The organism is Enterobacter sp. SST3 (assembly GCF_000286655.1).
GTDB classification, from domain to species: Bacteria; Pseudomonadota; Gammaproteobacteria; order Enterobacterales; family Enterobacteriaceae; genus Enterobacter; species Enterobacter roggenkampii.
The window spans coordinates 1-26,773 of the sequence record NZ_ALNS01000048.1; the positions used below are offsets into that span (position 1 = coordinate 1).

Below are 26,773 nucleotides of genomic sequence, written 5' to 3' on the forward strand. Positions count from 1 at the left end.
AGGCCGGGTAAGCGCAGCGCCACCCGGCATAACCTCAATACATCAACTTCACCTGCTGCGCCTTCGCGTGGGCCACAATCTCGTCGTCCGGGCGGCAATCGCTGACGATGGCATCGAACTGCGCCAGCTCGCCCATTCTTGCCGAACGTACCTTACCAAACTTGCTGTGATCGACCACCAGCACATGGTACTGCGCGGCGCTCAACGCCCAGTGCTTGACCGGTAATTCTTCCAGATTAAAGCAGGTTGCCCCCTGACGCACATTGACGCCCGCGGCAGAATAAAACGCGATATCCGGGCAGAGATTGCTGAGCGTGTCCTGCAGGTTGAGCGGCTTAAAGATCGCGTTGCTGGCGTGAAACTCACCGCCGCAGAGGATCACCCGGCACTCGGGTTTCTCCTGAAGCGCCAGAAAGGTGTTCAGGGAGTAGCACACGGCAGTGAAAGGGATGCTGCTGTCGATGGCTTCGATAATCCACGGCGTGGTGGTACCGCAGTCAAAAAACAGCGTCTGGTGCGGCTGTACCAGTGAGGCCGCAAGCCGCGCGGCTTTGCGTTTCTCCTCCACCAGGCGTGTCTTCTGGTCGCTGATCAGATAATGGCTGGCGCTGCGTGGCTCAAGCACAATATATCCGCCCAGCAGCACGACGGGCGCGCTCTCGCTGTTCAGATCCCGACGAATGGTCATCTCTGAGACGCCGAGGAGGTTGGCGGCTTCCTTAAGATGCAGCTTATCGCTGCGCTTCAGCGCCTGAAGCAGCTGAGCAATGCGGTCATCGCGACGTGTTTCCATAGTTCCTCGGGATAAAAAAGTGAACCCCCGCAGGGCGGGGGTTCAAGTGTAACCTGTCAGGTCGGGGTTAGTCACGTATCCAGCCTTTGCGGATCGGGATAGCGAAAATGGCGCGATAGAGGGTAGAGAGCCCGCTATAGAGCGCCTCACCAATGAGGCTCCACAGGATAGCCGCGCTCACGCAGCCAATCAGCCCCACCAGGAAGCCACCCACCATGTCCAGCGGCCAGTGGACGCCCAGATAAACGCGAGACCAGGCGATGGCCACCGCGACCACCATCAGCACCGCACCTGACCACAGGCGATGCCAGAACAGGAAGGCCAGCGCGAAGGTGAAGATCACCGTCCCGTGATCGCTCGGGAAAGAGTCATCTGGCGCATGGTGCAGGAAGGTATAGCCCACGTGATCGACAAACGGACGATCGCGCGGGAATGCGTGGCCCAGAATGTAGCTCACCAGAACGCTCACGCCCAGCGCCATCGCCACTTTGATCACCAGCTGGCGCTGCGCTTTCACCTGGCTACGAGGTCCCCACAGCCAGAGGATGGCGGCCAGCGCGGGCACGATGCTGATCAGATCTTTTGCCAGAAAGGTGGCAAAGTCGATCATCCACTCGGGCGAGGCCGGGGTGGCATTGATCAGATAGAACAGCTGATAATTCAGATTCTCTAGCATAGCGTTATCACTCTTTAGCAAACCGGGTGGAAACAAGGCCGTAGACCACCACCTGAGAAAACCAGACCCACCACCCAGCCCACAGGTTGTGAGAGAAAAAATGTGCCCCGCGCATGATCTGGCCATAACCCATCACCAGACCTAGCACCACGCCCAGCGCGACGAAGCTCCAGGCGAGACGCGGACGCTCGCGCCAGAAGGCAAAAAACAGCCCCATCACCATAAAGCCGCTGGAGGCATGACCGCCGGGGAAACAGCGCCCCGGACCGCTGTCTGCAGGGACGGCGCTAAATAGGGGATAAGAGACAGCCTTACCGCCATATTCCACCAGGTCCCACGGGCAGCTGTGATGGCTCATGCTTTTCAGCAGGCCCACCACCAGCGCGCCAACGCCCATCAGCAGCGCCGCCGTCACCAGCCTTGCGTTACGCTTGTAAGCGCCGTAAAACAGCGCCACGGCGCCTAAGGCGATGGCGATGTACTTCGCCAGACGATGGTTGAGCAGATCCAGCAGGTGGTCTTTCTGCAGCGGGAAGCTCTGCGTCGCCGCGTCATACCAGAAGCCGGTTACCCATCTGTCGAGCGCTTCATTGCGCGATAGCCACGTAAACACCACGGCAAGGGCTATCAGTATGAAAAGCTGATTACCATAAAAGCGGGCCGGTAAGCGGTAAAGGCGTTTTGTCTTATTTGTCTGTAACTTAGACAATTCTGAACGGTTGGAGGTGAGTGCCATAATTTGGGGTCGTTGACGAGTAATGGGGCTATCATAAATCTGTCAAATTAAGGAAACCTTAAACGAAGACGATATGTGCTTTATTTCTGTTTATCCTCGATAAATCACTATCTCGGGCTGCGGCATTTCATTACACTCGTCGCGATTTTGTCATTATAAAGAGATTGCATGTTAAACCGTTCTTCTTCAGGTTCACGTCTGGGTCGTCAGGCGTTGCTTTTCCCTCTGTGTCTGGTGCTCTACGAATTTTCTACCTATATCGGTAACGATATGATCCAGCCCGGGATGCTGGCCGTGGTGGCGCAGTACAACGCCGGCATCGAGTGGGTACCGACCTCCATGACCGCCTATCTGGCCGGCGGCATGTTTTTGCAGTGGCTGTTAGGCCCGCTGTCGGATCGTATTGGCCGTCGTCCGGTGATGCTGACGGGCGTCGTGTGGTTTATTGTCACCTGCCTTGCCACGCTACTGGCACAAAACATTGAACAATTTACCCTGCTGCGTTTCCTGCAGGGGGTGAGCCTGTGCTTTATCGGCGCCGTGGGGTATGCCGCCATTCAGGAGTCGTTTGAAGAGGCGGTGTGTATCAAAATTACCGCGCTGATGGCGAACGTGGCGCTGATCGCTCCCTTGCTCGGGCCGCTGGTAGGCGCCGCATGGGTGCATGTTGCGCCGTGGGAAGGGATGTTTGTGCTCTTTGCGGTTCTCGCCGCCATCGCGTTCTTTGGTCTGCACCGGGCAATGCCGGAAACCGCCACCCGCATCGGCGAGAAACTCTCGCTGAAAGAGCTGGGTCGGGATTACAAAGAAGTGCTGAAGAATGGCCGCTTTGTGGCGGGCGCGCTGGCGACCGGGTTCGTTAGCCTGCCGCTGCTGGCGTGGATTGCCCAGTCACCGGTCATTATCATCAGCGGTGAAAAGCTGAGCAGCTACGAGTACGGCCTGTTGCAGGTGCCGATCTTTGGCGCGCTGATTATCGGTAACCTGGTGCTGGCGCGTCTGACCTCACGCCGCACCGTGCGTTCACTGATTATCATGGGCGGCTGGCCGATTGCAGCCGGGCTTATTCTGGCGGCGGTTGCGACCGTTGCGTCATCACACGCTTATCTGTGGATGACGGCAGGACTCAGCATTTACGCCTTCGGTATTGGCGTGGCGAACGCCGGGCTGGTGCGCCTGACGCTGTTTGCCAGCGAGATGAGTAAAGGTACGGTCTCCGCGGCGATGGGGATGCTGCAGATGCTGATTTTTACCGTCGGTATCGAGGTGAGCAAGCATGCCTACGCGATGGGAGGCAACGGGCTGTTCAGTCTGTTTAACCTCGCCAACGGCGTGTTGTGGGTTGGCCTGATGGTCGTGTTCCTGAAAGACAAGCGTGTCGGAAACGCCCTGCAGCCTTAACTGTTTATTCCCTCTCCCGGTGGGAGAGGGTTAGGGTGAGAGCACCAGACCGCACTGTGTTAATTAAACGGTGCCTCCCCGTTCAACACCTTCTCAATCACATCCAGCACGCCTTCCTCGTTATTGTGCGGCGCTTCAAAACGCGCCGCCGCTTTGATATGCGGTCTGGCATTCGCCATCGCAAAGCTGAACCCGGACTGGCGCAGCATCTCCACGTCGTTGCCGCTGTCGCCGAAGGCCACCACGTCGCTGTTCTCTATCCCCCAGCGCTGCTGCAGGATCCGCAGGCCGTTGGCCTTATGCACGCCGGGGATAATCAGGTCGATACTGCCGTGACCGGTGGTGACGGGCACCATGATGTCGCTGAGTTTTTCATGCAGCAGCGCCTGAATACGCGGAATTTCATCATCGGATACGTTAAGCCCGAACTTGAAGAAAATATCGTTCAGGTTGCCGAAATCGCTGACCATTTCCAGACGGTGATAGTACTTTGCCGCGATGGCCTTAAAGCCCTCGTCATAGCACTTGAGCGTGTAGGCGCTGCTCTTCCCGCAGGCGATGATCTCAATGCCCGGCACGTCGTTTAACACGTTCGCGACGGTCTCGAAATGGGCTTTCGACAGTTCACCGTTGAAGACGTCTTCACCCTCACTCACGACCCAGCCGCCGTTTTCGGCGACGAATGAAATTTCATGCGCAATCTCCGGGAAAAAGGAGATCAGCTGGTAGTACTGGTTGCCGCTGGCGACCACGAAGCGAATGCCTTGCGCCTTCATGCGCGCGTACTGCGCCAGAAAGCGCGGGCGATTGTAGGTCTTGGCATCACTCAGGAATGTGCCATCCATGTCGACGGCGATCAGTTTAACGCTCATATCCCTTCTCCAGTGTCGTTTGATTCGTTTCCGGCTTTGCCACCGCGCGCGCCACCAGCGCCGCGATGATGACCAACCCTAACACCACCAGCATGGCGCTGCGCAGCCCGTAGTGCTCCCCGAGGAAGCCGAGCAGCGGCGGCCCGACCAGGAAGGCGAGATAGCCCGTGGTTGCCACCACGCTGACGCGCGTCGGGGCATCCGGGCCGGTATCGCTGGCGGCAGAGATGGTCAGCGGGAAGCCGAGGGACGCGCCCAGCCCCCAGAGGATCACCGAGACGCCGGCAATCCAGTCCACATCCACAAAGACGATCATCGCGATACCCAGCCCGCCGAGCAGGGCGCTGGCGCGCACTACCGCCACGCGGCTGTAGCGGTCAATAAACCAGCCGCCGGTGAAGCGCCCGACGGTCATCCCCAGCGTAAACCCGGCGTAAATCAGCGAGCCGGAGGTCGGGCTAAAGCCGTGACCGTCCACCATCAGCAGCGGCAGCCAGTCGTTGGCGGAGCCTTCCGCGAACGCCATCGCCAGCACCACCACGCCGATCAGCATCAGCTGGAAATCGCGGTAGAAGGGCAGCCCTTTTTCGGCAGAATGCTGTTCGTCCGCGGGGTTTTTACCGGTGCCGTCCGGGATGGCCCGGATGCCGGTCAGAATGGGAATGATGCACACCAGCGCCGCCAGCAGAATATGCAGATTCGCACTCACGCCAGTGGCCGTCAGCGCCATCCCCACGCCCGCACCGGCCAGCGTGCCGAGGCTATAGAAGCCGTGCATCATTGGCAGCACGGTTTTGTTCATCTCGCGTTCGACCGCTGCTCCTTCCACATTTATCGCCACTTCCGCCGAACCAAAGCTGCCGCCAAACACCGTCAGCCCGAGGGCAAACAGCACCGGTGAGGCAAACCACAGCGCCGCGCTCAGCACCATCATCCCGAACACCGCGAAGCACATGGTGGTGCGGATCACCGCCCGCGTACCGAAGCGCTTTACCAGCCACGCGGAGCAGAGAATGCCGCTCATGGAGCCTATCGACAGGCCGAACAGCACGATGCCCATTTCCGCGGTAGAGACGGACAAAATATCGCGAATGGCGGGGGTGCGCGTGGCCCAAGAGGCCATCAGCAGGCCGGGAATAAAGAAGAACATAAACAGCGCCCACATGCGGAGCTGCAGGGCTTTGCGGGGAGAGTTCAGCGTCATTGGGGTAGCACCAGAAGTACAACAATAGCGACAACACTAGCAAGTTTGTGTACATTTGTACACAAACCAGGTGAGGAATTGATGAGCAGACCACCCAACGATCCGCATCGCCGGGAGAAGATCCTGCAGGCGACGCTCGACACCATTGCTGAACACGGTATTCACGCCGTCACGCACCGTAAAATCGCCACCTGCGCGGGCGTGCCGCTGGGGTCGATGACCTACTATTTCGACGGCATGGAGCCGCTGCTGGAGGAGGCCTTCACGTGGTTTACCCGCCAGATGTCGCAGCAGTACCGGGATTTCTTCGCGGGCGTCACCGGGCCGGAAATGGCGTGCGAATCCATCACCACCCTCATCCACAGCTCGCAGGTGACCACGCCGCACAACATGGCGCTGATGTATCAGCTTTACGCCTTTATGCACCGTAGCGCGGCGCTCAAAACGGTAATGCAGGACTGGATGAAGATGAGCCAGTCCACGCTGGAGCAGTGGTTCGACCCGGTCACCACCCGCGCGCTGGACGCGTTTATCGAAGGGATGACGCTGCACTATGTCACCGACCGGGCGCCGTTAAGCCGGGAGGAGATTCGGGCGATGGTGGGGAGGATTGCGGGCATTACACCGTTAAATAAAGAAAATTAGTTCATATTTTTCAATGTATTACGATTTTTATCCATGTTGACAATCCGGACCGAACACGTGACTATCCACCGCGGTGGTTATTTACTGTTCAGTGGTTGAGGTTGGCGTTGGGTGAAAAAGTAAGTACATGGTTCGTACAGGTCAGTCTGGCAAAAAAGAGAGCGTTGTTAGTACTGTTGATTTTGGTTCAGGCAAGTCTGCTGATTGGGCATCTGCTCTACCAGCGCGGCTATGTCGAGGATAACGCTGCACGTATCCTTCGCAATACCGCCATACTCCAGTCCCAGCAGTTTGATACCAGCCTTAACGCGATGCGCTACCAGATGCGCTTTATCGGGAATGCCTTTCTGCTCAACCATACGGTCACGCCTGAAAACGCGCAGCCATTCCTGCAAGGGGAGCTCAAGCGTGCCTGGCTGGATGGCGTTGTCGTCTTTGATGAAGACGGTGATTTTCTCAGCAGCCGCGCGCTATTTCCTTTTGAGCGCGCTCTGGACGCCACTACGCTTGCGCAGGCCAGCTTTCGGCAGCACCCTCTGTTTACCGATTTTCGCCGGGATGAAGTTACCGAAAGTTTGTTTTACTGGCAGAGCAACGGCACGGATAAAAACATGTTGGGCTTCGTGATGTTCCGTGCAGTGCGCGATGCACATGGTCGCTTTCTTGGTGGTGCGTTGGGTTTCTTCAATGGTAACACCATGAACGATATGTTTCGCAAAATGGAAGCGCAGGGCTTCGATTTAGGTCAGGGTGGGGCGATGGCGGTCCTTGACCGTGACAATGCGGTGCAGCTTGCCCGTATGGGGGCGAATGACGGTTCGCAATTGAACACCTCCGACCCGCGCCTCGCGAAGCTGCTGGAATACGCAAGCGATACCGCACAGGTCCAACGATATACCTCTCCGATTGATGGCGTTGAACGTATGGGAGTATTTCTTAACCTCAACGAACGCAAATGGGTGCTGGCCGTCGGGCTGGCCAGAAAAGACGTGCTGCACGGCTGGTATTATCAGGCTCTGTGGACGGCGCTGGCGATTCTGGTTATCTCCATTACGCAGTGGTTTCTGATGCATTACATCCACGTCAACGCCCTGCAGCGGGCGCGTTTCCAGCAGGAGGCGCGGCTCGATCCGCTCACCGGGCTGGCAAACCGTCGCCAGTTTGATGAGTGGTCTTTGCGGGCCTGCAATCTTGCCCGTCGGCATCAGCAGCCCCTGTGCCTGATGAGCATGGATCTGGATTTCTTCAAGCGTATTAACGACACCTGGGGCCATGACGGCGGCGATGCGGTGCTGAAGCATATTGGCAACGCGCTTCCGGCACTGGTGAGAGGCAGCGACATTGTCGCCCGCTTCGGCGGGGAAGAGTTTGTCGTGGCAATGCCGCAGACCTCTCTGGAGACGGCCGCTGAGATCGCCGAGCGCGTACGGATGAGCCTTGCCAGCCAGAACGTCGACTTCAACGGGCAGACGATCCGCTTCACCGCCAGCATGGGGCTCGTATGCATGACGCCGGATGAACTGGAGATTGAACATGGCATGCAGTCAGCCCTGGCGCGAGCCGATCGTGAGCTTTATCGTGCAAAACGTGAGGGGCGCAACCGGGTCTGCGTGGCGAGCTAGCGGGCGGTTGTTTTCTCCAGGCGTTCAGGGCCCGCCGGGCGCTGGCCCTGTCGTCCACCTGAGGATGGATTATTTTTTCAGGATATTCTTCCCGCTGGCGTCCACCACCGCTTCGCCATCCTCTTTCGTAAACGCCCCTTTCTGCGCGTCCGGCAGAATGTCGAGGACGACTTCAGACGGGCGGCACAGGCGGGTGCCCAGCGGCGTCACCACAATCGGACGGTTAATCAGGATCGGGTGTTGCAGCATAAAATCGATAAGCTGGTCGTCGGTGAAGCTGTCTTCGGCCAGGCCGAGCTGTTCATAGTGCTCCACGTTTTTACGCAGCAAATCGCGCACCGAAATGCCCATATCGGCAATCAGGGCGGTCAGCGTATCGCGCGACGGTGGCGTTTCCAGATAGAGAATAATCTCTGGCTCCGCGCCGCTGTTGCGGATCATCTCCAGCGTGTTGCGCGAGGTGCCGCAGGCGGGGTTGTGGTAAATCGTGATGTGGCTCATATCAGTGGCTCATTACAGTGTGAAGGAGAGACGTAGCGCCAGGGCGGCGAGCGTCACAAACAGGACCGGCAGCGTCATGATGATGCCCGTCCGGAAATAGCCGCCCCAGGTAATCGTCATGTTTTTCTGCGCCAGCACGTGAAGCCAGAGCAGGGTGGCGAGACTACCAATAGGCGTGATTTTTGGCCCCAGATCGCAGCCAATCACGTTGGCGTAAATCATCGCGTCCTTTATCAACCCTGTTGCTGTGCTGCCGTCAATGGAGAGCGCGCCAATCAGCACCGTGGGCATATTGTTCATTATGGATGACAGGAACGCGGTGATGAACCCGGTTCCCAGCGTGGTGGCCCACAGCCCGTGTCCGGCCAGGCTATTCAGTACGCCTGTGAGAGAGTCCGTCAGCCCGGCATTACGCAGGCCATACACCACCAGATACATCCCCAGCGAGAAGATGACAATCTGCCACGGCGCGCCGCGCAGCACTTTTCCGGTATTTATCGCATGTCCGCGTTTTGCGACAGCGAATAAAATCAGCGCGCCGACGGTCGCAATGGCGCTGACCGGAATGCCGAGAGGTTCAAGTACGAAGAAACCGACGAGCAGAAGAAGGAGGACGATCCAGCCCGTTCTGAACGTCGGGAGGTCGTGAATGGCCCGCGCAGGCTCCTGGAGTTTCGCCAGGTCATATTCTGGAGGAATTTCCTTGCGAAAGAACAGGTGCAGCATCACCAGCGTTGCGGCAATCGCGGCGATATCCACCGGGATCATCACCGAAGCGTACTCGCTGAACCCCAGCGCGAAGAAGTCCGCCGACACGATGTTGACCAGGTTGGAGACAATCAGCGGCAGGCTGGCGGTATCGGCGATAAAACCTGCCGCCATCACAAACGCCAGCGTGGCCTGTTTGCTGAACCCCAGCGCCAGCAGCATGGCGATGACGATAGGCGTGAGGATCAGCGCCGCGCCGTCATTAGCAAACAGCGCTGCGACGGCTGCGCCCAGCAGGATAATCCAGGTAAACAGCAATCGCCCGCGACCGTTTCCCCAGCGGGCAACGTGCAGTGCCGCCCATTCGAAAAAGCCGGACTCATCCAGCAGCAGGCTGATGATGATGACGGCGATAAACGTTGCCGTGGCGTTCCAGACGATATTCCAGACTACCGGAATATCGTTAATGTGAATCACGCCGCTGGCCAGCGCCAGCGCGGCGCCAATAGTCGCGCTCCAGCCGATACTCAGTCCTTTGGGCTGCCAGATGACCAGCACCAGCGTAAACAGAAAAATTGCCCCTGCCAGAAACATCGCTTACTCCGTTATATCTGTTTTTGTGAATGTGTTTTGATTAGCACGAACCCGGAAGCCGGTTTTTCAGCTTCATGCGCGTCTCTTCCCGCAGGCAGTTCCAGCTGGTGTCGATAACGGCTGCCGCCCATGCAGGCATGTTGGGAGAGAGACGGTAATGGACCCACTTACCCTCGCGACGGTCGATCACCAGCCCGGACTCGCGCAGCAGCGCCATATGGCGGGAGACTTTCGGCTGAGATTCGGCGGTGGCGGCGCAGAGATCGCAGACGCACAGCTCGCCCGCTTCGCGGAGCAGCATGACGATGGCGAGCCGCGTTTCGTCGGAGAGGGTTTTGAAGAGGTGGAGTGGGTGGAGCATTCGGTCATCCTGAATGTCATTTATCATATGCATTAAATCATATATATTAATGGCCGGTGAGAGAAGAGGGAAAAGCAGGAAGGACAGAAAAAGCTCATACAGAAGCGGATTAAAAGAAGCTTTTACAAAATTAGTTTGGCGAGCGGTTCTCGTCTCCAAGTCAGAAATGTGTGGGTGTAGACATTTCCTTATTAGTAAACGTGAAGATTTTATGGTCCTCAATGTCATATCCAATAAGCCAGCCCCAGTGTAACCAAGTAAAACAGGAGGGTGAATCCCTGGCTAATCTCAGGGAAATAAATGTCAAGGACATAGCCAAAAATGAACGTGAGGATGATGGGTATATAGGTCCAGAAGAAAAACTGGTTCTGAGATTTGAGCCAGCGTTTGAGAAAGCACATTAGTGCCTGTCCATAAGTTTCAGGATCGTGTCAAAAGCATCATAAGGGCTTTGACTATTAGTCCATTGCTGGGTTAGCACGCCCGCGCGCATAAACGCAGATTCCACCAGAAAATACATCATTTCCAGTTCTCGCAGGTACAACGCGTGATGTACCACCAAACCGCTGAAAAAGCTGCTGCTGCGAACTCTTTCAGCGTTGAGTTAGCCGGGGTGTTACAGTATATTGAATGGAAACAACATTACGCCTTATGTGATCGTGTAAGCCGTAAGGAGCTGGAAGTTCTTTATACACATGACAATTGTTGAGTGTAAAAAAGTGTCTATCGTTCTAACTCTTGATATATTGCATAAATACCTTCTGCCTTGAATTCGCCATTTACCCAAAGAATTGCATTTTTTTGTTCCGTTAGAATGTATTTTCTAACTTTTCTAGAATAGTGAATGGTGAGCATTAAGCCCATGGATAGCCATAATAAAATAAACATGCCCATTGGAGTAATGGATTAAATAAAAATTTTGTCTTTGATGAACTTCTTAATCGATTTATCAATGAAAGTCTTTCCTTCATCAGTGTTTAGCAATTTACAAAGATCTTCTTTTTGTTCAATTGTTAATGACTTGTATTTCTCTGTATAAGAAGGGAATGGTTGCGTGCAATCATCCTTTGAAATTTCCCAGTCAGGAACGGAGAAAATTGTAGCCGCAGTCGCGATTTTATTTGATATGTAAAATGACTCGCCTGAACTTTTCCAGTAAAGTATCGTACTATTTGGCGGAGTCTTAATGGCTTGGATGAGCGCTGGTCCAAAAAGATAAATAGAATACAAAAAAAGAAGCGAAAAAAGAATGGTTACGGTTTTTTCAACCCATGTGATAGTAGGCAGTTTTTTTAATGATATTCGAATAAAGAAGAAATTTAGTACAAAAGCTGGGATTCCGGATTTCTTAAGTATTAAATCATGAGACCTCCGATATTTGAATAATGCTCTGGCAACGATTGTGAGCAAGGTTATAACAGCTCCAAAGATGGATATCCACGCTGCAAGTGCCGCTGCTGGAGAGTTTAATAATTCAGCATTAAATATATTAGAACTTATTGGATTGATAACGCTCATTCATCCTCCTGTTAGCTTTTTATCCTTCAGTCTATTTGTACCATCAACGACACAATTTGCAAGACATAACAAAACAGCTAGTGGTTGTCATTATTCCGCAATGAACGTACCATTCGCAAAAATCATACGCCTTCTCTCCAACATGATCCACACCGGGATTTTGACCGAAGCGGACCGGGACAACTGGATATGTAGTGTGAAAAAAGGGTGATTTTGATACCAAATAGGAACGGTACAACCAGTGCATTAATATCGATTGCGGGCATGCCTTCGTGACGCATTAGGCTTTTTTCGATAAGTTTGCCGCCCGCAAAAGATCAGCGCATCACCGACTCATACCCAAAGGTATGCAGGAACATTGTTTTTACTGAGTCTTCCCCACCGCTTATGTAACAAAATTATCGTGAAGAACTAGCTTAGAAAGCGGCGGATTTCATATTTGGTTCAGTCCACTTCCACAGCTTGCCTCATCATTTCTGCAACTATACTCCTGCTAGATCCTGTTTCATCTGCGATCTCCATTACTTTGGCTTCAGCCATGGCTTAACTGAGCATTTCTGAGAGCATGGGTGTAAAGGCGTGGTTGTTTCCCCTGAAGGTTAATGGTAAGGGAGTGCTGGAAATCAACGTCTTTTCCAACACCCAAAGTTCTTCATCTGCGACCCAATAAACCTTAGCATTCTTTTCCATCCATTGATCCAACCATTGCTCGCTAGGATGAGTAAATGTCGTTCTCTTGCCTGAACCAACACGACGGAGCGGGAAATTGTTCTTCGCCACAAGCAGAACTTCCAGTGTGCGCCTGAGTGTTGAACCTTCTGGGTTACCGTTATAGTGGGTTTTGATGCGATGCCGAAGATTAGCGCGGCTATTAGGTTTGATTTTTTATCGGGTGAAATACCGACATAGAGCAACGTGTATCCATCTTGAGTAATGCATCCCTCAATTGGAACACCAGGGGGGGATTTCTTTAAACCACCAAAAATAGATATCTTTCACAGCAGGAACTGGTGTTGGATGAAGCATGGCTTCTGCTCTGCTGAATGTTGTGTCAGGATAAAAATCAAACACGTATATTTTCCACGCTGATTCATCCTGATATTTTATTGATCACCATGTAGGAATGCTTGATTTACTCAGGGGAAATGATGAGTTTAAGAGTAACGACACAGCAGGTAGACACCTGGAAGAAACGTATTCAAAGGGATGGGTTGAAAGGTTCGACCTACTTTTGTCAGCAGAGTGGTGCTGTCTGGGTATCTGCATCCGTTGACCACCAGGCAATATGCCAGCGCGTTTTAGGGCAAGATTCGGGAACAAGCTCTCTGTCGAGCTACCTTCGCTGGGATGATGTAAGTGCGGTTGATCTGGTTGAACTGCTATATGCGATTGAAACGGCGTAGGAAGGCTTTGCCTATGGCTGTTCGCCACAAGGCACGAACTTCAGACAACAAAAAACCCATCAACCTTGAACCAAAACGGCGGGGTTGATGGGCTCCACAAATTGGGGACATCAAAGAAAAGCAGTGGCACTAGTTATGACTGCCCCCTGATAAAAAAGTTCTGCGCGTAACGAAAATATTTTCCGCCACGCGCATTCTTAGGAGTTATCCGAGCCCCGGCCAGATGATGATGATCAGCGTACCCGCCAGCGTGAGCAGTACGTTAGCGATAGCATAGGTGCCCGCATAGCCCAGCGCCGGAATGTTGCTGCGCGCGGTGTCGCTGATGATTTCCATAGCAGGCGCACAGGTACGCGCCCCCATCATCGCCCCGAAGAGCAGGGCGCGGTTCATGCGCAGCACGTAGGCGCCGAACAGGAAGCAGATCACCACCGGCACCAGGCTGACGATAAGTCCGGAAACCAACATCTGCCAGCCAACGGCACCCAGGCTGTGGCCAATGCCGCTGCCCGCGCTTAAGCCCACGCCCGCCATAAAGACCATCAAACCGAACTCTTTCACCATGTTCAGCGCGCCCTGCGGAATGTAACCGAAGGTCGGGTGGTTCGCTCGCAGGAAGCCCAGCATGATCCCGGCGAACAGCAGCCCGGCGGCGTTACCGATGCCGAAGCTAAAGTTGCTGAACTGGAAGGTGATCATCCCGATCATCAGGCCAACGATAAAGAAGGCGCAGAAGGCCAGCAGGTCGGTGACCTGGCTGTGAATAGAGATAAAGCCGATGCGGTCGGCCACGGTTTTTACGCGTCGCGCGTCGCCGCTGACCTGCAGCACGTCACCTTTGTTGAGCACCACGTTGTCGTCGATAGGCATCTCAATCTGGCTGCGGATCACGCGGTTGAGGAAGCAGCCGTGGTCGGTCAACTTCAGCTGCGCCAGGCGGCGGCCCACGGCGTTATGGTTTTTCACCACGATCTCTTCGGTGACGATGCGCATGTCGAGCAGGTCGCGGTCGAACACCTCTTTGCCGTTACGGAAGCTCGGGTCGAGACGGGCGTGGGCGTCCGGGTAACCGACCAGCGCGATGTCGTCGCCCATCTGCAGCACCGCGTCGCCGTCCGGGTTCGCCAGAATGCCGTTGCGGCGGATACGTTCGATGTAGCAGCCCGTCTGGCGGTAAATCCCCAGTTCGCGCAGGTTTTTGCCGTCAGCCCACGCCACCAGCTCCGGCCCGACGCGGTAGGCGCGGATCACCGGGAGATAAACTTTACGTTTGGAGTCGGTATCCAGACCGCGCTCGCGGGCGATTTGCTGGGCGCTGGTCTGCAAATCCTGATGCTGTAGTTTTGGCAGGTAGCGTGCGCCAACGATCAGGCTTACCAGACCAATCAGATAGGTCAGGGCATAGCCCAGGCTCAGGTGGTCGAGGGCGGTGGAGAGCTGTTCCCCGGCCATACCGGAGTGGCGCAGGGTATCACCGGCACCCACCAGCACCGGAGTGGAGGTCATCGAGCCTGCCAGCATACCGGCCGTTAGCCCGATATCCCAGCCAAACAGTTTACCCAGCCCTAACGCGATCAGCAGAGCGCTGCCGACCATTACCAGCGCCAGCATCAGATAATTTTTGCCGTCGCGGAAGAAAATGGAAAAAAAGTTCGGCCCCGCTTCCACGCCAACACAAAAAATAAACAGCATAAAACCTAAGTTGAGCGCGTCCGTGTTAATGCTGAAGTGCTGCTGGCCTAATAATAAGGAGACGACTAAAACGCCAATGGAATTACCGAGTTGAACCGAACCCAGGCGCAATTTACCCAGGCAAAGACCCAGCGCCAGTACCACAAATAATAACAGGATGTAATTCCCATTTAACAAGTCTGCGACGTTTATATTCACGGAGGCTAACTTCTTGTTTACCAGTAAGTTGTTGAATGAAAGGACTTTTTGGGCTACTGTTTTTTGGGTCAGGGAAAAGCGTTAACGCTCCCTGTTTCCTGCTTTATTCCCTAAAACATTAGCTGGCGTGTAGTTTAATCGCATTAGCTACTGACAGCTACTGATTATCGCATCACCCTGTGCGTACTTTGGCAAGGATTGCCGCATTGCTTTATCTGACTGGGCGTCTACCCGACGAAAGTGTATTTGATAGAGATAAGTCAGGAGGATAGGTTGAATATGAAACGAAACTGGGCGGGGGTGATCAGCTGCTTTTTGCTGTTCACGGTCGTATGCATGTCGCTTGCTTTTAACGTGAAAGGGGCATTCAGGGCGTCGGGTCATCCGGAGCTCGGGTTGCTCTTTTTTACCCTGCCGGGGGCAGCTGCCAGTTTTCTCTCCCGTAAAGGGGAGGTGGTGAAGCCACTGCTGGGCGCCATGCTGGCCGCGCCGCTCTGTTTGCTGATGATGCGCTTGCTGTATATCTCTACGCGAAGTTTCTGGCAGGAGCTGGCGTGGTTGATGAGCGCTGTTTTCTGGTGCGCCCTTGGCGCGCTCTGCTACTTATTTGTGCGCAGTCTGCTTCATAACCGACGGCACCACAAATAAAAACGCCCTCTCGGTGAGGGCGTCCTTTCATTTCATTACTGGGCAGCAAACAGGCCCAGGTGCTCTTTGGCGTAAGCTTCAAAGTCGGTGCAGCCGCCAATGTGTTTCTGATCGAGGAAGATCTGCGGTACGGTTTCAACCGGCTTACCGACAGTTTTTTCCAGATCGGCTTTGGTGATGCCTTCCGCGTGGATGTCCACATAGCGGAAGTTGAAGTCATCGCGCTCTTCGGTCAGTTTCTCAGCCAGCTCTTTCGCGCGCACACAGTAAGGGCACCCTGGACGACCAAAAATAACTGCAAACATTTCTCTCTCCTCAAAAAAACAAGCCTGACGGCGAATGACACGTATAGTGCCCCATAACCTGTCGTCATTAAAGAAGGTTTCGCCTGTCGTTATAATATCTATGAGCTATGTTTCGCCAATTACACCGCGCATATCATTGCCTATACTGGCTGCCATACGGTTTAAGCAAGACAAAGAGAGACAAGATGACGCCAACCATAGACCTGCTCCTTTCCCATCGTTCCATTCGTCACTTCACCGATGAGCCGATTACCGATGCGCAGCGCGAAGCGATTATTAACAGCGCAAGGGCGACCTCCAGCTCCAGCTTCCTGCAGTGCAGCTCCATTATCCGCATTACCGACCCGGCGATGCGTGAACAGCTGGTGACGCTGACCGGCGGGCAGAAGCATGTGGCTCAGGCAGCCGAGTTCTGGGTATTCTGCGCCGACTTTAACCGCCACCTGCAGATCTGCCCTGAGGCCGAGCTGGGGCTGGCCGAACAGCTGCTGCTGGGCGTGGTGGATACCGCGCTGATGGCGCAAAACGCCTTTACGGCGGCGGAGTCGCTGGGGTTAGGCGGCGTCTACATTGGCGGCCTGCGTAACAACATTCAAAGCGTGACCGACCTGCTGAAGCTGCCAAAACACGTGCTGCCGCTGTTTGGCCTGTGCCTTGGCTGGCCGGCGGATAACCCGGATCTGAAGCCGCGCATTCCTGCGGCGATGCTGGTGCATGAAAACCACTACCAGCCGGTCGATCAGGACGTCCTGAATCACTACGATGAAGAGCTGGCGAATTACTACATGACGCGCGGCAGTAATAACCGCCGCGACACCTGGACTGACCATATTCGCCGCACCATCATTAAAGAAAATCGCCCGTTTATTCTTGATTACCTGCACAAACAGGGCTGGGCGACGCGATAGTCCATTTATCCTGCGCCTGCCTGCGTATATGATACGCAGGCTTTTTCCATGTCTTCAGAGAGGTGCAGGGTGAAAATTGCCATATTGTCCCGGGATGGAACGCTCTATTCATGTAAGCGCCTGCGAGAAGCGGCGGCGAAACGCGGGCATCAGGTTGAAATCCTCGACCCGATGTCCTGCTATATGAACATCGATCCGGCCGCCTCGTCGATTCACTACAAAGGCCGCAAGCTGCCGCACTTTGATGCGGTGATCCCCCGCATCGGCTCCCAGATTACCTATTACGGCACCGCCGCGCTGCGCCAGTTCGAGATGCTGGGCAGCTACCCGCTCAACGAATCCGTCGCCATTTCCCGCGCCCGGGACAAGCTGCGCTCGCTGCAGCTTCTTGCCCGTCAGGGGATCGATCTTCCCGTCACCGGGATTGCCCATTCCCCGGACTACACCAGCGATCTGATCGACATGGTGGGCGGCGCGCCTTTGGTGATCAAGCTGGTGGAAGGCACGCAGGGCATTGGCGTGGTGCTGGCGGAGACCCGTCAGGCGGCGGAGAGCGTGATTGATGCCTTCCGGGGCCTCAATGCCCACATTCTGGTGCAGGAGTATATCGAAGAGGCGAAAGGGCGCGATATTCGCTGCTTCGTGGTGGGTAACGAGGTGGTGGCGGCGATCGAACGTCAGGCCAAAGAGGGCGATTTCCGCTCTAACCTTCACCGCGGCGGCATTGCCAGAATTGCCGATATCAGCGATCGCGAACGGGAAATTGCCGTGAAAGCGGCGCAAACCCTGGGGCTGGACGTGGCGGGTGTAGATCTTCTGCGCGCGACGCGCGGGCCGCTGGTCATGGAGGTGAACGCCTCGCCGGGGCTGGAAGGTGTGGAAAAAACCACAGGGGTCGATATTGCGGGTAAAATGATCTTATGGATCGAGCGTCATGCGACGCCGGGCTACTGTCTGAAAACGGGTGGTTAAATGGATTACCGCGCGCTTTTTAAGTACCCTATGCGAAGTTTTTATTAAAGAGGCTGCATCGCGATGGATTTACAGGTCGTACCTACACTGGATACGTTACGTCAATGGCTTGATGATGCCGGAATTACGTTCTTCGAATGTGATTCCTGCCAGGCGCTGCATCTGCCTCATATGCAGAATTTCGACGGCATTTTCGATGCCAAAATCGATCTGATTAACGACGTGATCCTTTTCTCCGCGCTGGCCGAAGTGAAGCCCTCCGCGCTGCTGGCGCTGGCTTCCGACCTGTCGGCAATCAATGCCAGTTCTTTGACGGTGAAGGCATTTCTCGACATACAGGATGATAATCTGCCAAAACTGGTCGTTTGCCAGTCTTTATTCTCCGGGGCAGGGCTGTCGTTCAAGCAGTTCGCCTGGTTTATGCGCTTGAGCGAAGAGCAAATTTCCATGGTTATGATGGAAGCCAATGCACACCATCTGCTGTATAGCGCGGAAGATGATGCAGAGAATAATGATGCATCTCCCAATTTTCTTCACTAAGCCTGTCTGACTTTTGCGCAGTCGCTGCCATAGCGGCTGCAGAAGGCCATTTTTTCTGCTGCTTTTAACCTTTCTTTAAAGAATATTTCACCTCCCTGAAGGCCGTTTCGGCTTATCACGTAGACTTAACCTGCATAAAAAATTGATAAAAGGCGTTTTTTCGTCTGGGCTATAGCCGGGGACACGGGCTACAGTTATTCTTGCGATGCTTAAAAAAGCGAGCGGAAGCTGCCGGGTAAAGAGGTTTCTTTTTATTTTGAGCAGAGCGACAAACTATGCATGATTTTTGCATATATCCTGATTGCACAGTTTTAGTTCGTTTGTTAACGAGCTTTCAGAAGGAATAACACTATGATCGCCTTGAATAAAAAATGGTTATCGGGTCTGGTTGCGGGTGCTCTGATGGCCGTCTCTGCCGGCACGCTCGCTGCGGAACAAAAAACGCTGCACGTTTATAACTGGTCTGACTATATTGCGCCGGACACGGTGGCAAATTTTGAAAAAGAGACCGGCATTAAAGTCGTCTACGACGTGTTCGATTCCAACGAAGTGCTGGAAGGAAAGCTGATGGCGGGCAGCACCGGGTTTGACCTCGTGGTGCCTTCCGCAAGCTTCCTGGAGCGCCAGCTGACGGCAGGCGTCTTCCAGCCGCTGGATAAGAGCAAATTACCGAACTGGAAAAATCTCGATCCGGAAGTGCTGAAGCTGGTGGCTAAGCACGACCCGGACAACAAATACGCGATGCCGTATCTCTGGGCGACCACCGGTATCGGCTACAACGTGGATAAAGTCAAAGCCGCGCTGGGCCCGGACGTGAAGCTGGACAGCTGGGACGTGGTGCTGAAGCCGGAAAACCTCGAGAAGCTGAAAAGCTGCGGCGTCTCCTTCCTCGATGCGCCGGAAGAGATTTTCGCGACCGTGCTGAACTATCTGGGCAAAGATCCGAACAGCAATAAGGCCGATGATTACACCGGCCCGGCGACCGATCTGCTGCTGAAGCTGCGTCCAAACATTCGCTACTTCCACTCGTCCCAGTACATTAACGACCTGGCGAACGGCGACATCTGCGTCGCGATCGGCTGGGCAGGGGACGTATGGCAGGCGGCAAACCGCGCGAAAGAAGCGAAAAACGGCGTGAACGTCTCCTACTTCATTCCGAAAGAGGGGGCGCTGGCGTTCTTCGACGTCTTCGCGATGCCGGCTGATGCGAAAAACAAAGACGAAGCCTATCAGTTCCTCAACTACCTGATGCGTCCTGAGGTGATCGCCCACATCAGCGACCACGTTTACTATGCGAACGGTAACAAGGCCTCCGTGCCGCTGGTGAGCGAAGAAATCCGTAATAACCCGGCTATCTATCCGCCAGCGGATGTGTTCGCCAAGCTCTTCACCCTGAAAGTTCAGGATCCAAAAATTGACCGCGTGCGTACCCGCGCGTGGACCAAGGTGAAAAGCGGTAAATAACCCTTTGTCACAGGCCGGGCAAGCGAAGCGCCCCCGGCAACAGGCGCACCGTTCTGGTGCGCCTGCACCATGATTTGATCTCTACCGGAGAACACCCCGTGAATGACGCGATCCCCCGCCCGCAGGCGAAAATCCGTAAAGCGCTGACCCCGCTGCTTGAAATTCGTAACCTCACCAAATCTTTCGATGGCCAGCATGCCGTGGACGACGTCAGCCTGACGATCTATAAAGGCGAAATTTTTGCCCTTCTGGGGGCCTCTGGCTGTGGTAAATCGACCCTGCTGCGTATGCTGGCCGGTTTTGAACAGCCCACCGCCGGGCAGATCGTGCTCGACGGCGTGGATCTCTCCAGCGTGCCGCCGTATCAGCGCCCGATCAACATGATGTTCCAGTCCTACGCGCTGTTCCCGCATATGACGGTGGAGCAGAACATCGCCTTTGGCCTGAAGCAGGATAAGCTGCCGAAGGCTGAAATTACCGCGCGCGTGGCCGAGATGCTGAGCCTGGTGCACATGCAGGAGTTCGCCAAGCGTAAGCCGCACCAGCTCTCCGGCGGCCAGCGCCAGCGCGTGGCCCTGGCCCGCAGCCTGGCAAAACGCCCGAAACTGCTGCTGCTTGATGAGCCGATGGGCGCGCTGGATAAAAAGCTGCGCGACCGTATGCAGCTTGAAGTGGTCGATATCCTCGAGCGCGTGGGCGTGACCTGCGTGATGGTCACCCACGACCAGGAAGAGGCCATGACCATGGCCGGACGTATCGCCATCATGAACCGCGGGAAGTTCGTTCAGATTGGCGAGCCGGAAGAGATTTATGAGCATCCGACCACCCGCTACAGCGCGGAGTTCATCGGCTCGGTTAACGTCTTCGAGGGGCTGCTGAAAGATCGTCAGGAAGACGGTCTGGTCATCGAATCGCCGGGGCTGCAGCATCCGCTTAAGGTCGATCCGGATAACTCGGTGGTGGATAACGTGCCGGTTTACGTCGCGCTGCGTCCGGAGAAGATCATGCTCTGTGAGGATCCGCCTGCCGATGGCTATAACTTTGCCGTGGGCGAAGTGGTGCACATTGCCTATCTGGGCGATCTCTCCATCTACCACGTGCGCCTGAAAAGCGGGCAGATGCTCAGCGCACAGTTACAAAACGAACATCGCTACCGCAAGGGGCAGCCGACCTGGGGCGACGAAGTGCGCCTGTGTTGGGATGCAGACAGTTGCGTTGTGCTGACGGTATAAGGAGCGGCCAATGAGTACACTTGAACCTCCAGCCCGCGTCGAAAAGCCGGGCGGCTTTGCCCACTGGCTGACGCGCATGCAGATGAAGCACGGCCGCAAGCTGGTGATCGCCATGCCATACGTGTGGCTGATCCTGCTGTTCCTGCTGCCGTTCCTGATTGTTTTCAAGATAAGCCTGGCGGAAATGGCGCGGGCGATCCCGCCTTACACCAACCTGTTGGACTGGGCCGACGGGCAGCTGACGCTGACCTTAAACCTGGGTAACTTCCTGCAGCTCACCGACGATCCGCTCTATTTCGAAGCCTATCTGCAGTCGCTGCAGGTGGCGGCGATCTCGACGCTCTGCTGTCTGGTGATGGGCTATCCGCTGGCGTGGGCGGTGGCGCACAGCAAGCCGTCGACGCGAAACATCCTGCTGCTGCTGGTGATCCTGCCGTCGTGGACCTCGTTCCTGATCCGCGTTTACGCGTGGATGGGGATCCTGAAAAACAACGGCGTGCTGAACAATTTTCTGATGTGGTTAGGCGTTATCGATCAGCCGCTGACGATCCTGCACACCAATCTCGCGGTCTATATTGGCATTGTGTACGCCTATCTGCCGTTTATGGTGCTGCCGATCTACACGGCGCTGACGCGTATCGACTACTCGCTGGTGGAAGCGTCGCTCGATCTCGGTGCCCGTCCGTTAAAAACCTTCTTCAGCGTCATTGTCCCGCTGACCAAAGGCGGCATTATCGCCGGGTCGATGCTGGTCTTTATCCCGGCGGTGGGGGAGTTTGTGATCCCGGAACTGCTCGGCGGGCCAGACAGCATCATGATTGGCCGCGTGCTGTGGCAGGAGTTCTTCAATAACCGCGACTGGCCGGTGGCGTCGGCGGTGGCGATTATCATGCTGCTGCTGCTGATCGTGCCGATCATGTGGTTCCACAAGCATCAGCAGAAACAGATGGGAGATCGCGGATGAACAACTTACCGGTAGTGCGCTCCCCGTGGCGAATTGCGATCCTGGTCATCGGCTTTACCTTCCTGTATGCGCCGATGCTGATGCTGGTGATCTACTCGTTTAACAGCTCCAAACTGGTGACGGTCTGGGCCGGCTGGTCGACGCGCTGGTACAGCGAGCTGTTCCACGATGATGCGATGATGAGCGCGGTGGGGCTGAGCCTGACCATTGCGGCGCTGGCGGCGACCATGGCGTCCGTGCTGGGCACGATCGCCGCGCTGGTGATGGTGCGCTTCGGGCGTTTTCGCGGTTCGAACGGCTTCGCCTTTATGATCACCGCCCCGCTGGTTATGCCGGACGTGATCACCGGTCTCGCGCTGCTGCTGCTGTTCGTGGCCCTGGCGCACGCCATCGGCTGGCCGGCGGATCGCGGGATGCTCACCATCTGGCTGGCGCACGTCACCTTCTGTACCGCCTATGTCGCGGTGGTGATCGCCTCGCGCCTGCGCGAGCTGGATCGCTCCATTGAAGAGGCGGCGATGGATCTCGGCGCGACGCCGCTGAAGGTCTTTTTCATCATCACGCTGCCGATGATTATGCCGGCGGTGATCTCTGGCTGGCTGCTGGCGTTTACCCTGTCGCTCGACGATCTGGTGATCGCCAGCTTTGTTTCCGGCCCGGGGGCGACGACGCTGCCGATGCTGGTCTTCTCCAGCGTGCGCATGGGGGTCAACCCGGAGATTAACGCCCTGGCCTCTATCATCCTCGGCGTGGTCGGAATTGTCGGATTTATCGCCTGGTATTTGATGGCGCGCGCGGAAAAACAGCGCGTGCGCGATATCCAGCGTGCAAGACGCGGCTGAAGGATTTAAAATTTCCAGTGATGTGCCGCGCATGACGCGGCACTGTTTTTCAGGGAAGTAAAACATTGGGATTATTAAAAAAACCACGTATTACGCACGCGCGTCCTAACGTACCTGCACTGGTTCAGGTGGCGGCGCTCGCCATTATTATGATCCGCTGCCTGGACGTGCTGATGATTTTAAACACCCTGGGCGTGCGCGGCATCGGTGAATTCATTCACCGCAGCGTGCAGACGTGGAATCTGACGCTGGTCTTTTTGAGCAGCCTGGTGCTGGTGTTTATCGAGATTTACTGCGCGTTTTCGCTGGTCAAAGGGCGCAACTGGGCGCGCTGGGTCTATATGCTGACGCAGATTACCGCGGCGAGCTATCTGTGGGCCGCCTCGCTGGGCTACGGCTACCCGGAGCTGTTCAGCATTGCCGGTGAATCCAAACGTGAGATCCTGCGCGCGCTGTTTATGCAAAAGCTGCCGGATATGCTGGTGCTCTGTCTCCTCTTCGTTCCGGCCTCCAGTCGGCGGTTCTTCCGCCTGCAATAATGTGTATAATCGCAGCCCTCGTGATTCTTAAGGTTTTCATATGCAGTGCGCACTCTATGACGCCGGACGCTGCCGCTCCTGTCAGTGGATAGAACAGCCGGTCTCTCAACAACTCACCGCCAAAATGGCCGACCTGCAACAGCTGCTGGCAGCACACGCGGTGGGCGAGTGGTGCGCACCCGTCAGCGGCCCGGAACAGGGTTTTCGCAATAAAGCCAAAATGGTGGTCAGCGGCAGCGTAGAAAAACCGCTGCTGGGGATGCTGCACCGCGACGGCACGCCGGAAGACTTAACCGACTGCCCGCTGTATCCTGACTCCTTTGCACCGGTCTTTGCCGCACTCAAGCCGTTTATTGCCCGGGCAGGGTTAACGCCCTATAACGTGGCCCGCAAGCGCGGCGAGCTGAAATACCTTCTGCTGACGGAAAGCCAGATCGACGGCGGCATGATGCTGCGCTTCGTGCTGCGCTCTGAAACTAAGCTTGAGCAGCTGCGCGCGGCCCTGCCTTGGTTGCAGGCGCAGCTTCCGCAGCTGAAGGTCATTACGGCGAACATTCAGCCGGTGCATATGGCGATCATGGAAGGGGAGAAAGAGATTTTCTTCACCGACCAGCACGCGCTGGCGGAGCGCTTCAACGGCGTGCCGCTGTGGATCCGCCCGCAAAGCTTCTTCCAGACCAACCCGACCGTGGCAAGCAGCCTGTACGCCACCGCCCGCGACTGGGTGCGTGCGTTGAACGTTCACCATATGTGGGATCTGTTCTGCGGCGTGGGCGGGTTTGGCCTGCACTGCGCCACGCCGGAGATGCAGCTCACCGGGATTGAGATCTCTGCCGAAGCGATTGCCTGCGCGAAGCAGTCTGCCTCTGAGCTGGGGTTAACGAATCTGCGCTTCCAGGCGCTCGACTCCACGCAGTTCGCCACCGGCCAGGGCAACGTGCCGGAACTGGTGCTGGTTAACCCGCCGCGCCGCGGCATCGGGAATGCGCTATGCGACTACCTGAGCCAGATGGCGCCGGAATACATCATCTATTCCAGCTGCAACGCGCAGACCATGGCGAAAGACATCGCTCAACTGCCGGGCTATCGCGTTGAACGCGTTCAGCTTTTCGATATGTTCCCGCACACCGCGCATTATGAAGTGTTGACGTTGCTCGTAAAATCTTAAACAAAATGTGAACTCTTCATCCCTGCGAAATCAGGTAAGCTTACGTCATAAGAAATGAATGAAGGCTTACCCATGAAGCAGATCCTGCTGGTAGAAGACGACCACGATATCGCGGCGCTTCTGCGACTCAATTTAGAAGACGAAGGCTACGCCATCACCCACGAGCCCGACGGGGGCAACGCCTTACAGCGTCTTGACGCCCAGACGTGGGATGCGGTGATCCTCGACCTGATGCTGCCCAACGTTGACGGTCTGGAGATTTGCCGCCGCATCCGTCAGATGACGCGCTACCTGCCGGTGATCATCATCAGCGCCCGCAGCAGCGAAACCGACCGCATTACCGGGCTGGAAACCGGCGCCGATGACTATCTGGCAAAACCGTTCTCCGTGCAGGAGCTGATTGCGCGGATCAAAGCGCTGTTTCGTCGCCAGCAGGCGATGGGGCAGGCGCAAGCTGACGGACATATTCAGGCGCACGGGCTGACCATCGATCCGCTGGCGCGCAGCGTGCTGCTTCACGGCCAGGTGGTGGACCTCACCCCGCGCGAGTTCGAGCTGCTCTACTTCTTTGCCCGTCATCCCGGCGAGGTGTTCTCCCGTCTGGCGCTGCTGGAGCAGGTCTGGGGCTACCAGCACGAAGGCTACGAGCATACCGTCAACACCCATATCAACCGCCTGCGCATCAAGATAGAGAAGGACGCCGCCGAGCCGGAGATCATTCGCACCGTCTGGGGCAAGGGCTACAAATTTGCGGAGCCGCAGCATGATGCGTCGCTTTAGCCTGAGCCAGCGCCTGACGCTGCTCTTCATCCTGCTGATGATGCTCTGCGCCGCCGTCGCCTGCGCGGTACAGCTCTACAGCAGCATGCAGTACGGTAATGCGATGGTGCAGCGGTTATCGGGCGGGCTGGCGCAGCAGATCGTCCAGCGCGAACCGATTCTGGATGCGCAGGGCAGGGTCGACCGCAGCGCGCTGAAACCGCTTTTTGGCCGGCTGATGACCTTTAATCCGAGCGTTGAGCTCTACGTTGTCTCCCCGGACGGCGATATCCTCGCCGACGCTGCCCCGCCGGGCCATATTCAGCGGCAAAAAATCGACCTGGCGCCGGTGCAGAGCTTCCTGAGCGGCACGGCCATGCCGGTACTGGGCGACGATCCGCGCAGTCAAAATCAAAAAGTCTTTAGCGCTACGCCGCTGCGGCAGGACGGCGAGCTAAAAGGCTATCTGTACATTATTTTGCAGGGCGAGGAGTCAAACGCCCTGGCGGAAATGGCTTGGCACAAGGCGCTGTGGAGTACCGTCCTGTGGTCGCTGCTGTGGGTCGCGCTGTTTGGGCTGCTGGCAGGGCTGCTGGTCTGGTACTGGGTCACGCGCCCGGTCAAACAGCTGACGGTGGCGGTCGCCGGGCTGGAGCAGGACAGCATAAGCGCCATCAGGCTGCTGGCGGGACAGACGCCGGACGCGGCGGCAAAAGATGAAGTGGCGATCCTGCGCAACAGCTTTATCGAGCTGGCGCGCAAAATCACCCAACAGTGGGATCGGCTGGCCGACAGCGATCGTCAGCGTCGTGAGTTTATCGCCAATATTTCGCACGATCTCCGCACGCCGCTCACCTCGCTGCTGGGCTATCTCGAAACCCTGTCGCTCAAATCCGCCACCCTGACGCCGCAGGAGCACCAGCAGTATCTCGCCACCGCGCTGCGTCAGGGGCAAAAAGTCCGGCATCTTTCGCAGCAGCTGTTTGAGCTGGCGCGCCTTGAACACGGCGGTATTAAACCCCAGCGCGAGCGGTTCGCAATGGCGGAGCTGATTTCCGACGTGGCGCAGAAGTTTGAGCTCACGGCCCGCACGCGCGAGGTCAATCTGCATATTGACGTGCCGGGGCCGCTGCCGATGGTAAACGCCGATGTGTCGATGATTGAACGCGTGGTGACCAACCTGCTGGATAACGCGATGCGCCATACGCCTGGCGGCGGAGAAATTCGCCTGGCGGTGTGGCAGGAAAATGAACAGCTGCAGGTCGAAGTGTCCGACAGCGGCGCGGGCGTGGATGCCTCGCTGCGCGACGATCTGTTCCAGCGGCCGTCGGCGCTCAACACCCAGGCATCGCGGGAGAATCGCGGCGGGTTGGGGCTGTTAATCGTGAAACGGATGCTGGAGCTGCACGGCGGCGGGATCAGGCTGATGGAGTCGGCGAGCGGGGCGCGGTTCAGGTTCTTTGTGCCGCTGTGAGAGAGTGCCGGGTGGCGCTGCGCTTACCCGGCCT

27 protein-coding genes and 1 pseudogene are annotated in these 26,773 nt (G+C 56.2%); 16 read left to right on the forward strand and 12 right to left on the reverse strand.

What is annotated here, in order from left to right; all coding sequences use genetic code 11:
- Positions 1-34 precede the first annotated feature (34 nt).
- From deoR to B498_RS00680, 3 genes are all read right to left on the reverse strand, one after another.
- Positions 35-793 (reverse strand): DNA-binding transcriptional repressor DeoR, encoded by a 759-nt coding sequence (gene deoR, locus B498_RS00690; protein ID WP_008503427.1) that lies wholly within the window; start codon positions 791-793, stop codon positions 35-37.
- Positions 794-860: 67 nt separating this feature from the next.
- Entirely contained in the window at positions 861-1,469 is a 609-nt protein-coding gene (gene ybjG / locus B498_RS00685; protein ID WP_008503428.1) for an undecaprenyl-diphosphate phosphatase, read from the reverse strand.
- A 7-nt stretch (positions 1,470-1,476) separates the two neighbouring features.
- Entirely contained in the window at positions 1,477-2,205 is a 729-nt protein-coding gene (locus B498_RS00680; protein ID WP_008503429.1) for a phosphatase PAP2 family protein, read from the reverse strand.
- 168 nt (positions 2,206-2,373) lie between these two features.
- Between B498_RS00680 and B498_RS00675 the strand changes: the two genes are divergently transcribed.
- On the forward strand, positions 2,374-3,606 hold the full coding sequence (locus B498_RS00675; RefSeq protein ID WP_008503430.1) for an MFS transporter: 1,233 nt from the start codon (positions 2,374-2,376) through the stop codon (positions 3,604-3,606).
- A 59-nt stretch (positions 3,607-3,665) separates the two neighbouring features.
- Here the strand turns inward: B498_RS00675 and B498_RS00670 are convergent, their stop codons facing one another.
- Together B498_RS00670 and B498_RS00665 are read right to left on the reverse strand one after the other, a co-directional pair.
- A complete protein-coding gene (locus B498_RS00670; protein ID WP_008503431.1) occupies positions 3,666-4,478 on the reverse strand; it encodes a Cof-type HAD-IIB family hydrolase in 813 nt (270 codons plus the stop codon).
- A complete protein-coding gene (locus tag B498_RS00665) occupies positions 4,468-5,682 on the reverse strand; it encodes an MFS transporter (protein ID WP_008503432.1) in 1,215 nt (404 codons plus the stop codon). The genes B498_RS00670 and B498_RS00665 overlap by 11 nt, the downstream gene beginning before the upstream one ends.
- A gap of 81 nt (positions 5,683-5,763) precedes the next feature.
- Here B498_RS00665 and B498_RS00660 point away from each other — a divergent pair, with 81 nt between their 5' ends.
- Both B498_RS00660 and B498_RS00655 read left to right on the forward strand, forming a co-directional pair.
- Positions 5,764-6,327 carry a TetR/AcrR family transcriptional regulator gene (locus tag B498_RS00660; protein WP_008503433.1) on the forward strand — a complete coding sequence of 188 codons (564 nt, stop codon included), beginning with the start codon at positions 5,764-5,766 and terminating at the stop codon, positions 6,325-6,327.
- A 164-nt stretch (positions 6,328-6,491) separates the two neighbouring features.
- Entirely contained in the window at positions 6,492-7,949 is a 1,458-nt protein-coding gene (locus B498_RS00655; protein ID WP_237716812.1) for a diguanylate cyclase, read from the forward strand.
- A 69-nt stretch (positions 7,950-8,018) separates the two neighbouring features.
- On the opposite strand, the gene arsC is transcribed toward B498_RS00655, so the two are convergent.
- The 4 genes from arsC to B498_RS0121770 all read right to left on the reverse strand — a co-directional run bounded on the left by arsC (position 8,019) and on the right by B498_RS0121770 (position 11,631).
- Positions 8,019-8,450 carry a glutaredoxin-dependent arsenate reductase gene (gene arsC / locus B498_RS00650; RefSeq protein WP_008503435.1) on the reverse strand — a complete coding sequence of 144 codons (432 nt, stop codon included), beginning with the start codon at positions 8,448-8,450 and terminating at the stop codon, positions 8,019-8,021.
- A 12-nt stretch (positions 8,451-8,462) separates the two neighbouring features.
- A complete protein-coding gene (locus tag B498_RS00645; protein WP_008503436.1) occupies positions 8,463-9,752 on the reverse strand; it encodes an arsenic transporter in 1,290 nt (429 codons plus the stop codon).
- 40 nt (positions 9,753-9,792) lie between these two features.
- Positions 9,793-10,113, reverse strand: coding sequence for a metalloregulator ArsR/SmtB family transcription factor (locus tag B498_RS00640; protein ID WP_008503437.1), 321 nt, complete (start codon positions 10,111-10,113; stop codon positions 9,793-9,795).
- Positions 10,114-11,019: 906 nt separating this feature from the next.
- Positions 11,020-11,631, reverse strand: coding sequence for a DUF6216 family protein (locus B498_RS0121770; RefSeq protein ID WP_008503439.1), 612 nt, complete (start codon positions 11,629-11,631; stop codon positions 11,020-11,022).
- A gap of 227 nt (positions 11,632-11,858) precedes the next feature.
- Between B498_RS0121770 and B498_RS23540 the strand changes: the two are divergent.
- Positions 11,859-11,915, forward strand: a pseudogene (locus B498_RS23540) (ogr/Delta-like zinc finger family protein); the annotation flags it as partial.
- Between the two features lie 259 nt (positions 11,916-12,174).
- Here the strand turns inward: B498_RS23540 and B498_RS23445 are convergent.
- Both B498_RS23445 and B498_RS00635 read right to left on the reverse strand, forming a co-directional pair.
- Positions 12,175-12,513 (reverse strand): GIY-YIG nuclease family protein, encoded by a 339-nt coding sequence (locus B498_RS23445; protein ID WP_324252043.1) that lies wholly within the window; start codon positions 12,511-12,513, stop codon positions 12,175-12,177.
- Positions 12,514-13,238: 725 nt separating this feature from the next.
- Positions 13,239-14,924 carry an aspartate:alanine antiporter gene (locus B498_RS00635; protein ID WP_008503440.1) on the reverse strand — a complete coding sequence of 562 codons (1,686 nt, stop codon included), beginning with the start codon at positions 14,922-14,924 and terminating at the stop codon, positions 13,239-13,241.
- Between the two features lie 273 nt (positions 14,925-15,197).
- Between B498_RS00635 and B498_RS00630 the strand changes: the two genes are divergently transcribed.
- Positions 15,198-15,572: an inner membrane protein YbjM gene (locus B498_RS00630; protein ID WP_025912901.1), complete on the forward strand. Its 375-nt coding sequence runs from the start codon at positions 15,198-15,200 to the stop codon at positions 15,570-15,572.
- A gap of 35 nt (positions 15,573-15,607) precedes the next feature.
- Here the strand turns inward: B498_RS00630 and B498_RS00625 are convergent, their stop codons facing one another.
- Positions 15,608-15,877, reverse strand: a complete 270-nt coding sequence (locus B498_RS00625; protein WP_006809455.1) for a GrxA family glutaredoxin — start codon at positions 15,875-15,877, stop codon at positions 15,608-15,610.
- Between the two features lie 185 nt (positions 15,878-16,062).
- Here B498_RS00625 and nfsA point away from each other — a divergent pair, with 185 nt between their 5' ends.
- The 11 genes from nfsA to B498_RS00570 all read left to right on the forward strand — a co-directional run bounded on the left by nfsA (position 16,063) and on the right by B498_RS00570 (position 26,739).
- A complete protein-coding gene (gene nfsA / locus B498_RS00620) occupies positions 16,063-16,785 on the forward strand; it encodes a nitroreductase NfsA (protein WP_008503442.1) in 723 nt (240 codons plus the stop codon).
- Positions 16,786-16,854: 69 nt separating this feature from the next.
- On the forward strand, positions 16,855-17,757 hold the full coding sequence (gene rimK, locus B498_RS00615; RefSeq protein ID WP_032623133.1) for a 30S ribosomal protein S6--L-glutamate ligase: 903 nt from the start codon (positions 16,855-16,857) through the stop codon (positions 17,755-17,757).
- Between the two features lie 63 nt (positions 17,758-17,820).
- Positions 17,821-18,297, forward strand: coding sequence for a YbjN domain-containing protein (locus B498_RS00610; RefSeq protein WP_003858385.1), 477 nt, complete (start codon positions 17,821-17,823; stop codon positions 18,295-18,297).
- A 351-nt stretch (positions 18,298-18,648) separates the two neighbouring features.
- On the forward strand, positions 18,649-19,761 hold the full coding sequence (gene potF / locus B498_RS00605; RefSeq protein WP_008503444.1) for a spermidine/putrescine ABC transporter substrate-binding protein PotF: 1,113 nt from the start codon (positions 18,649-18,651) through the stop codon (positions 19,759-19,761).
- Between the two features lie 98 nt (positions 19,762-19,859).
- A complete protein-coding gene (gene potG, locus B498_RS00600; protein WP_008503445.1) occupies positions 19,860-20,993 on the forward strand; it encodes a putrescine ABC transporter ATP-binding subunit PotG in 1,134 nt (377 codons plus the stop codon).
- Between the two features lie 10 nt (positions 20,994-21,003).
- Entirely contained in the window at positions 21,004-21,957 is a 954-nt protein-coding gene (gene potH / locus B498_RS00595) for a putrescine ABC transporter permease PotH (protein WP_008503446.1), read from the forward strand.
- The gene (gene potI / locus B498_RS00590) at positions 21,954-22,799 is read left to right on the forward strand and encodes a putrescine ABC transporter permease PotI (RefSeq protein WP_008503447.1); all 846 of its coding nucleotides are present in this window, start codon (positions 21,954-21,956) and stop codon (positions 22,797-22,799) included. Before potH ends, potI begins: the two co-directional genes overlap by 4 nt.
- Before the next feature lie 65 nt (positions 22,800-22,864).
- Positions 22,865-23,338, forward strand: coding sequence for a YbjO family protein (locus B498_RS00585; RefSeq protein ID WP_008503448.1), 474 nt, complete (start codon positions 22,865-22,867; stop codon positions 23,336-23,338).
- 40 nt (positions 23,339-23,378) lie between these two features.
- Positions 23,379-24,506 (forward strand): 23S rRNA (uracil(747)-C(5))-methyltransferase RlmC, encoded by a 1,128-nt coding sequence (gene rlmC / locus B498_RS00580; RefSeq protein WP_008503449.1) that lies wholly within the window; start codon positions 23,379-23,381, stop codon positions 24,504-24,506.
- 72 nt (positions 24,507-24,578) lie between these two features.
- Positions 24,579-25,286 (forward strand): response regulator transcription factor, encoded by a 708-nt coding sequence (locus tag B498_RS00575; protein ID WP_008503450.1) that lies wholly within the window; start codon positions 24,579-24,581, stop codon positions 25,284-25,286.
- A complete protein-coding gene (locus B498_RS00570; RefSeq protein WP_008503451.1) occupies positions 25,270-26,739 on the forward strand; it encodes an ATP-binding protein in 1,470 nt (489 codons plus the stop codon). The genes B498_RS00575 and B498_RS00570 overlap by 17 nt, the downstream gene beginning before the upstream one ends.
- The last annotated feature ends 34 nt before the right edge of the window (positions 26,740-26,773 follow it).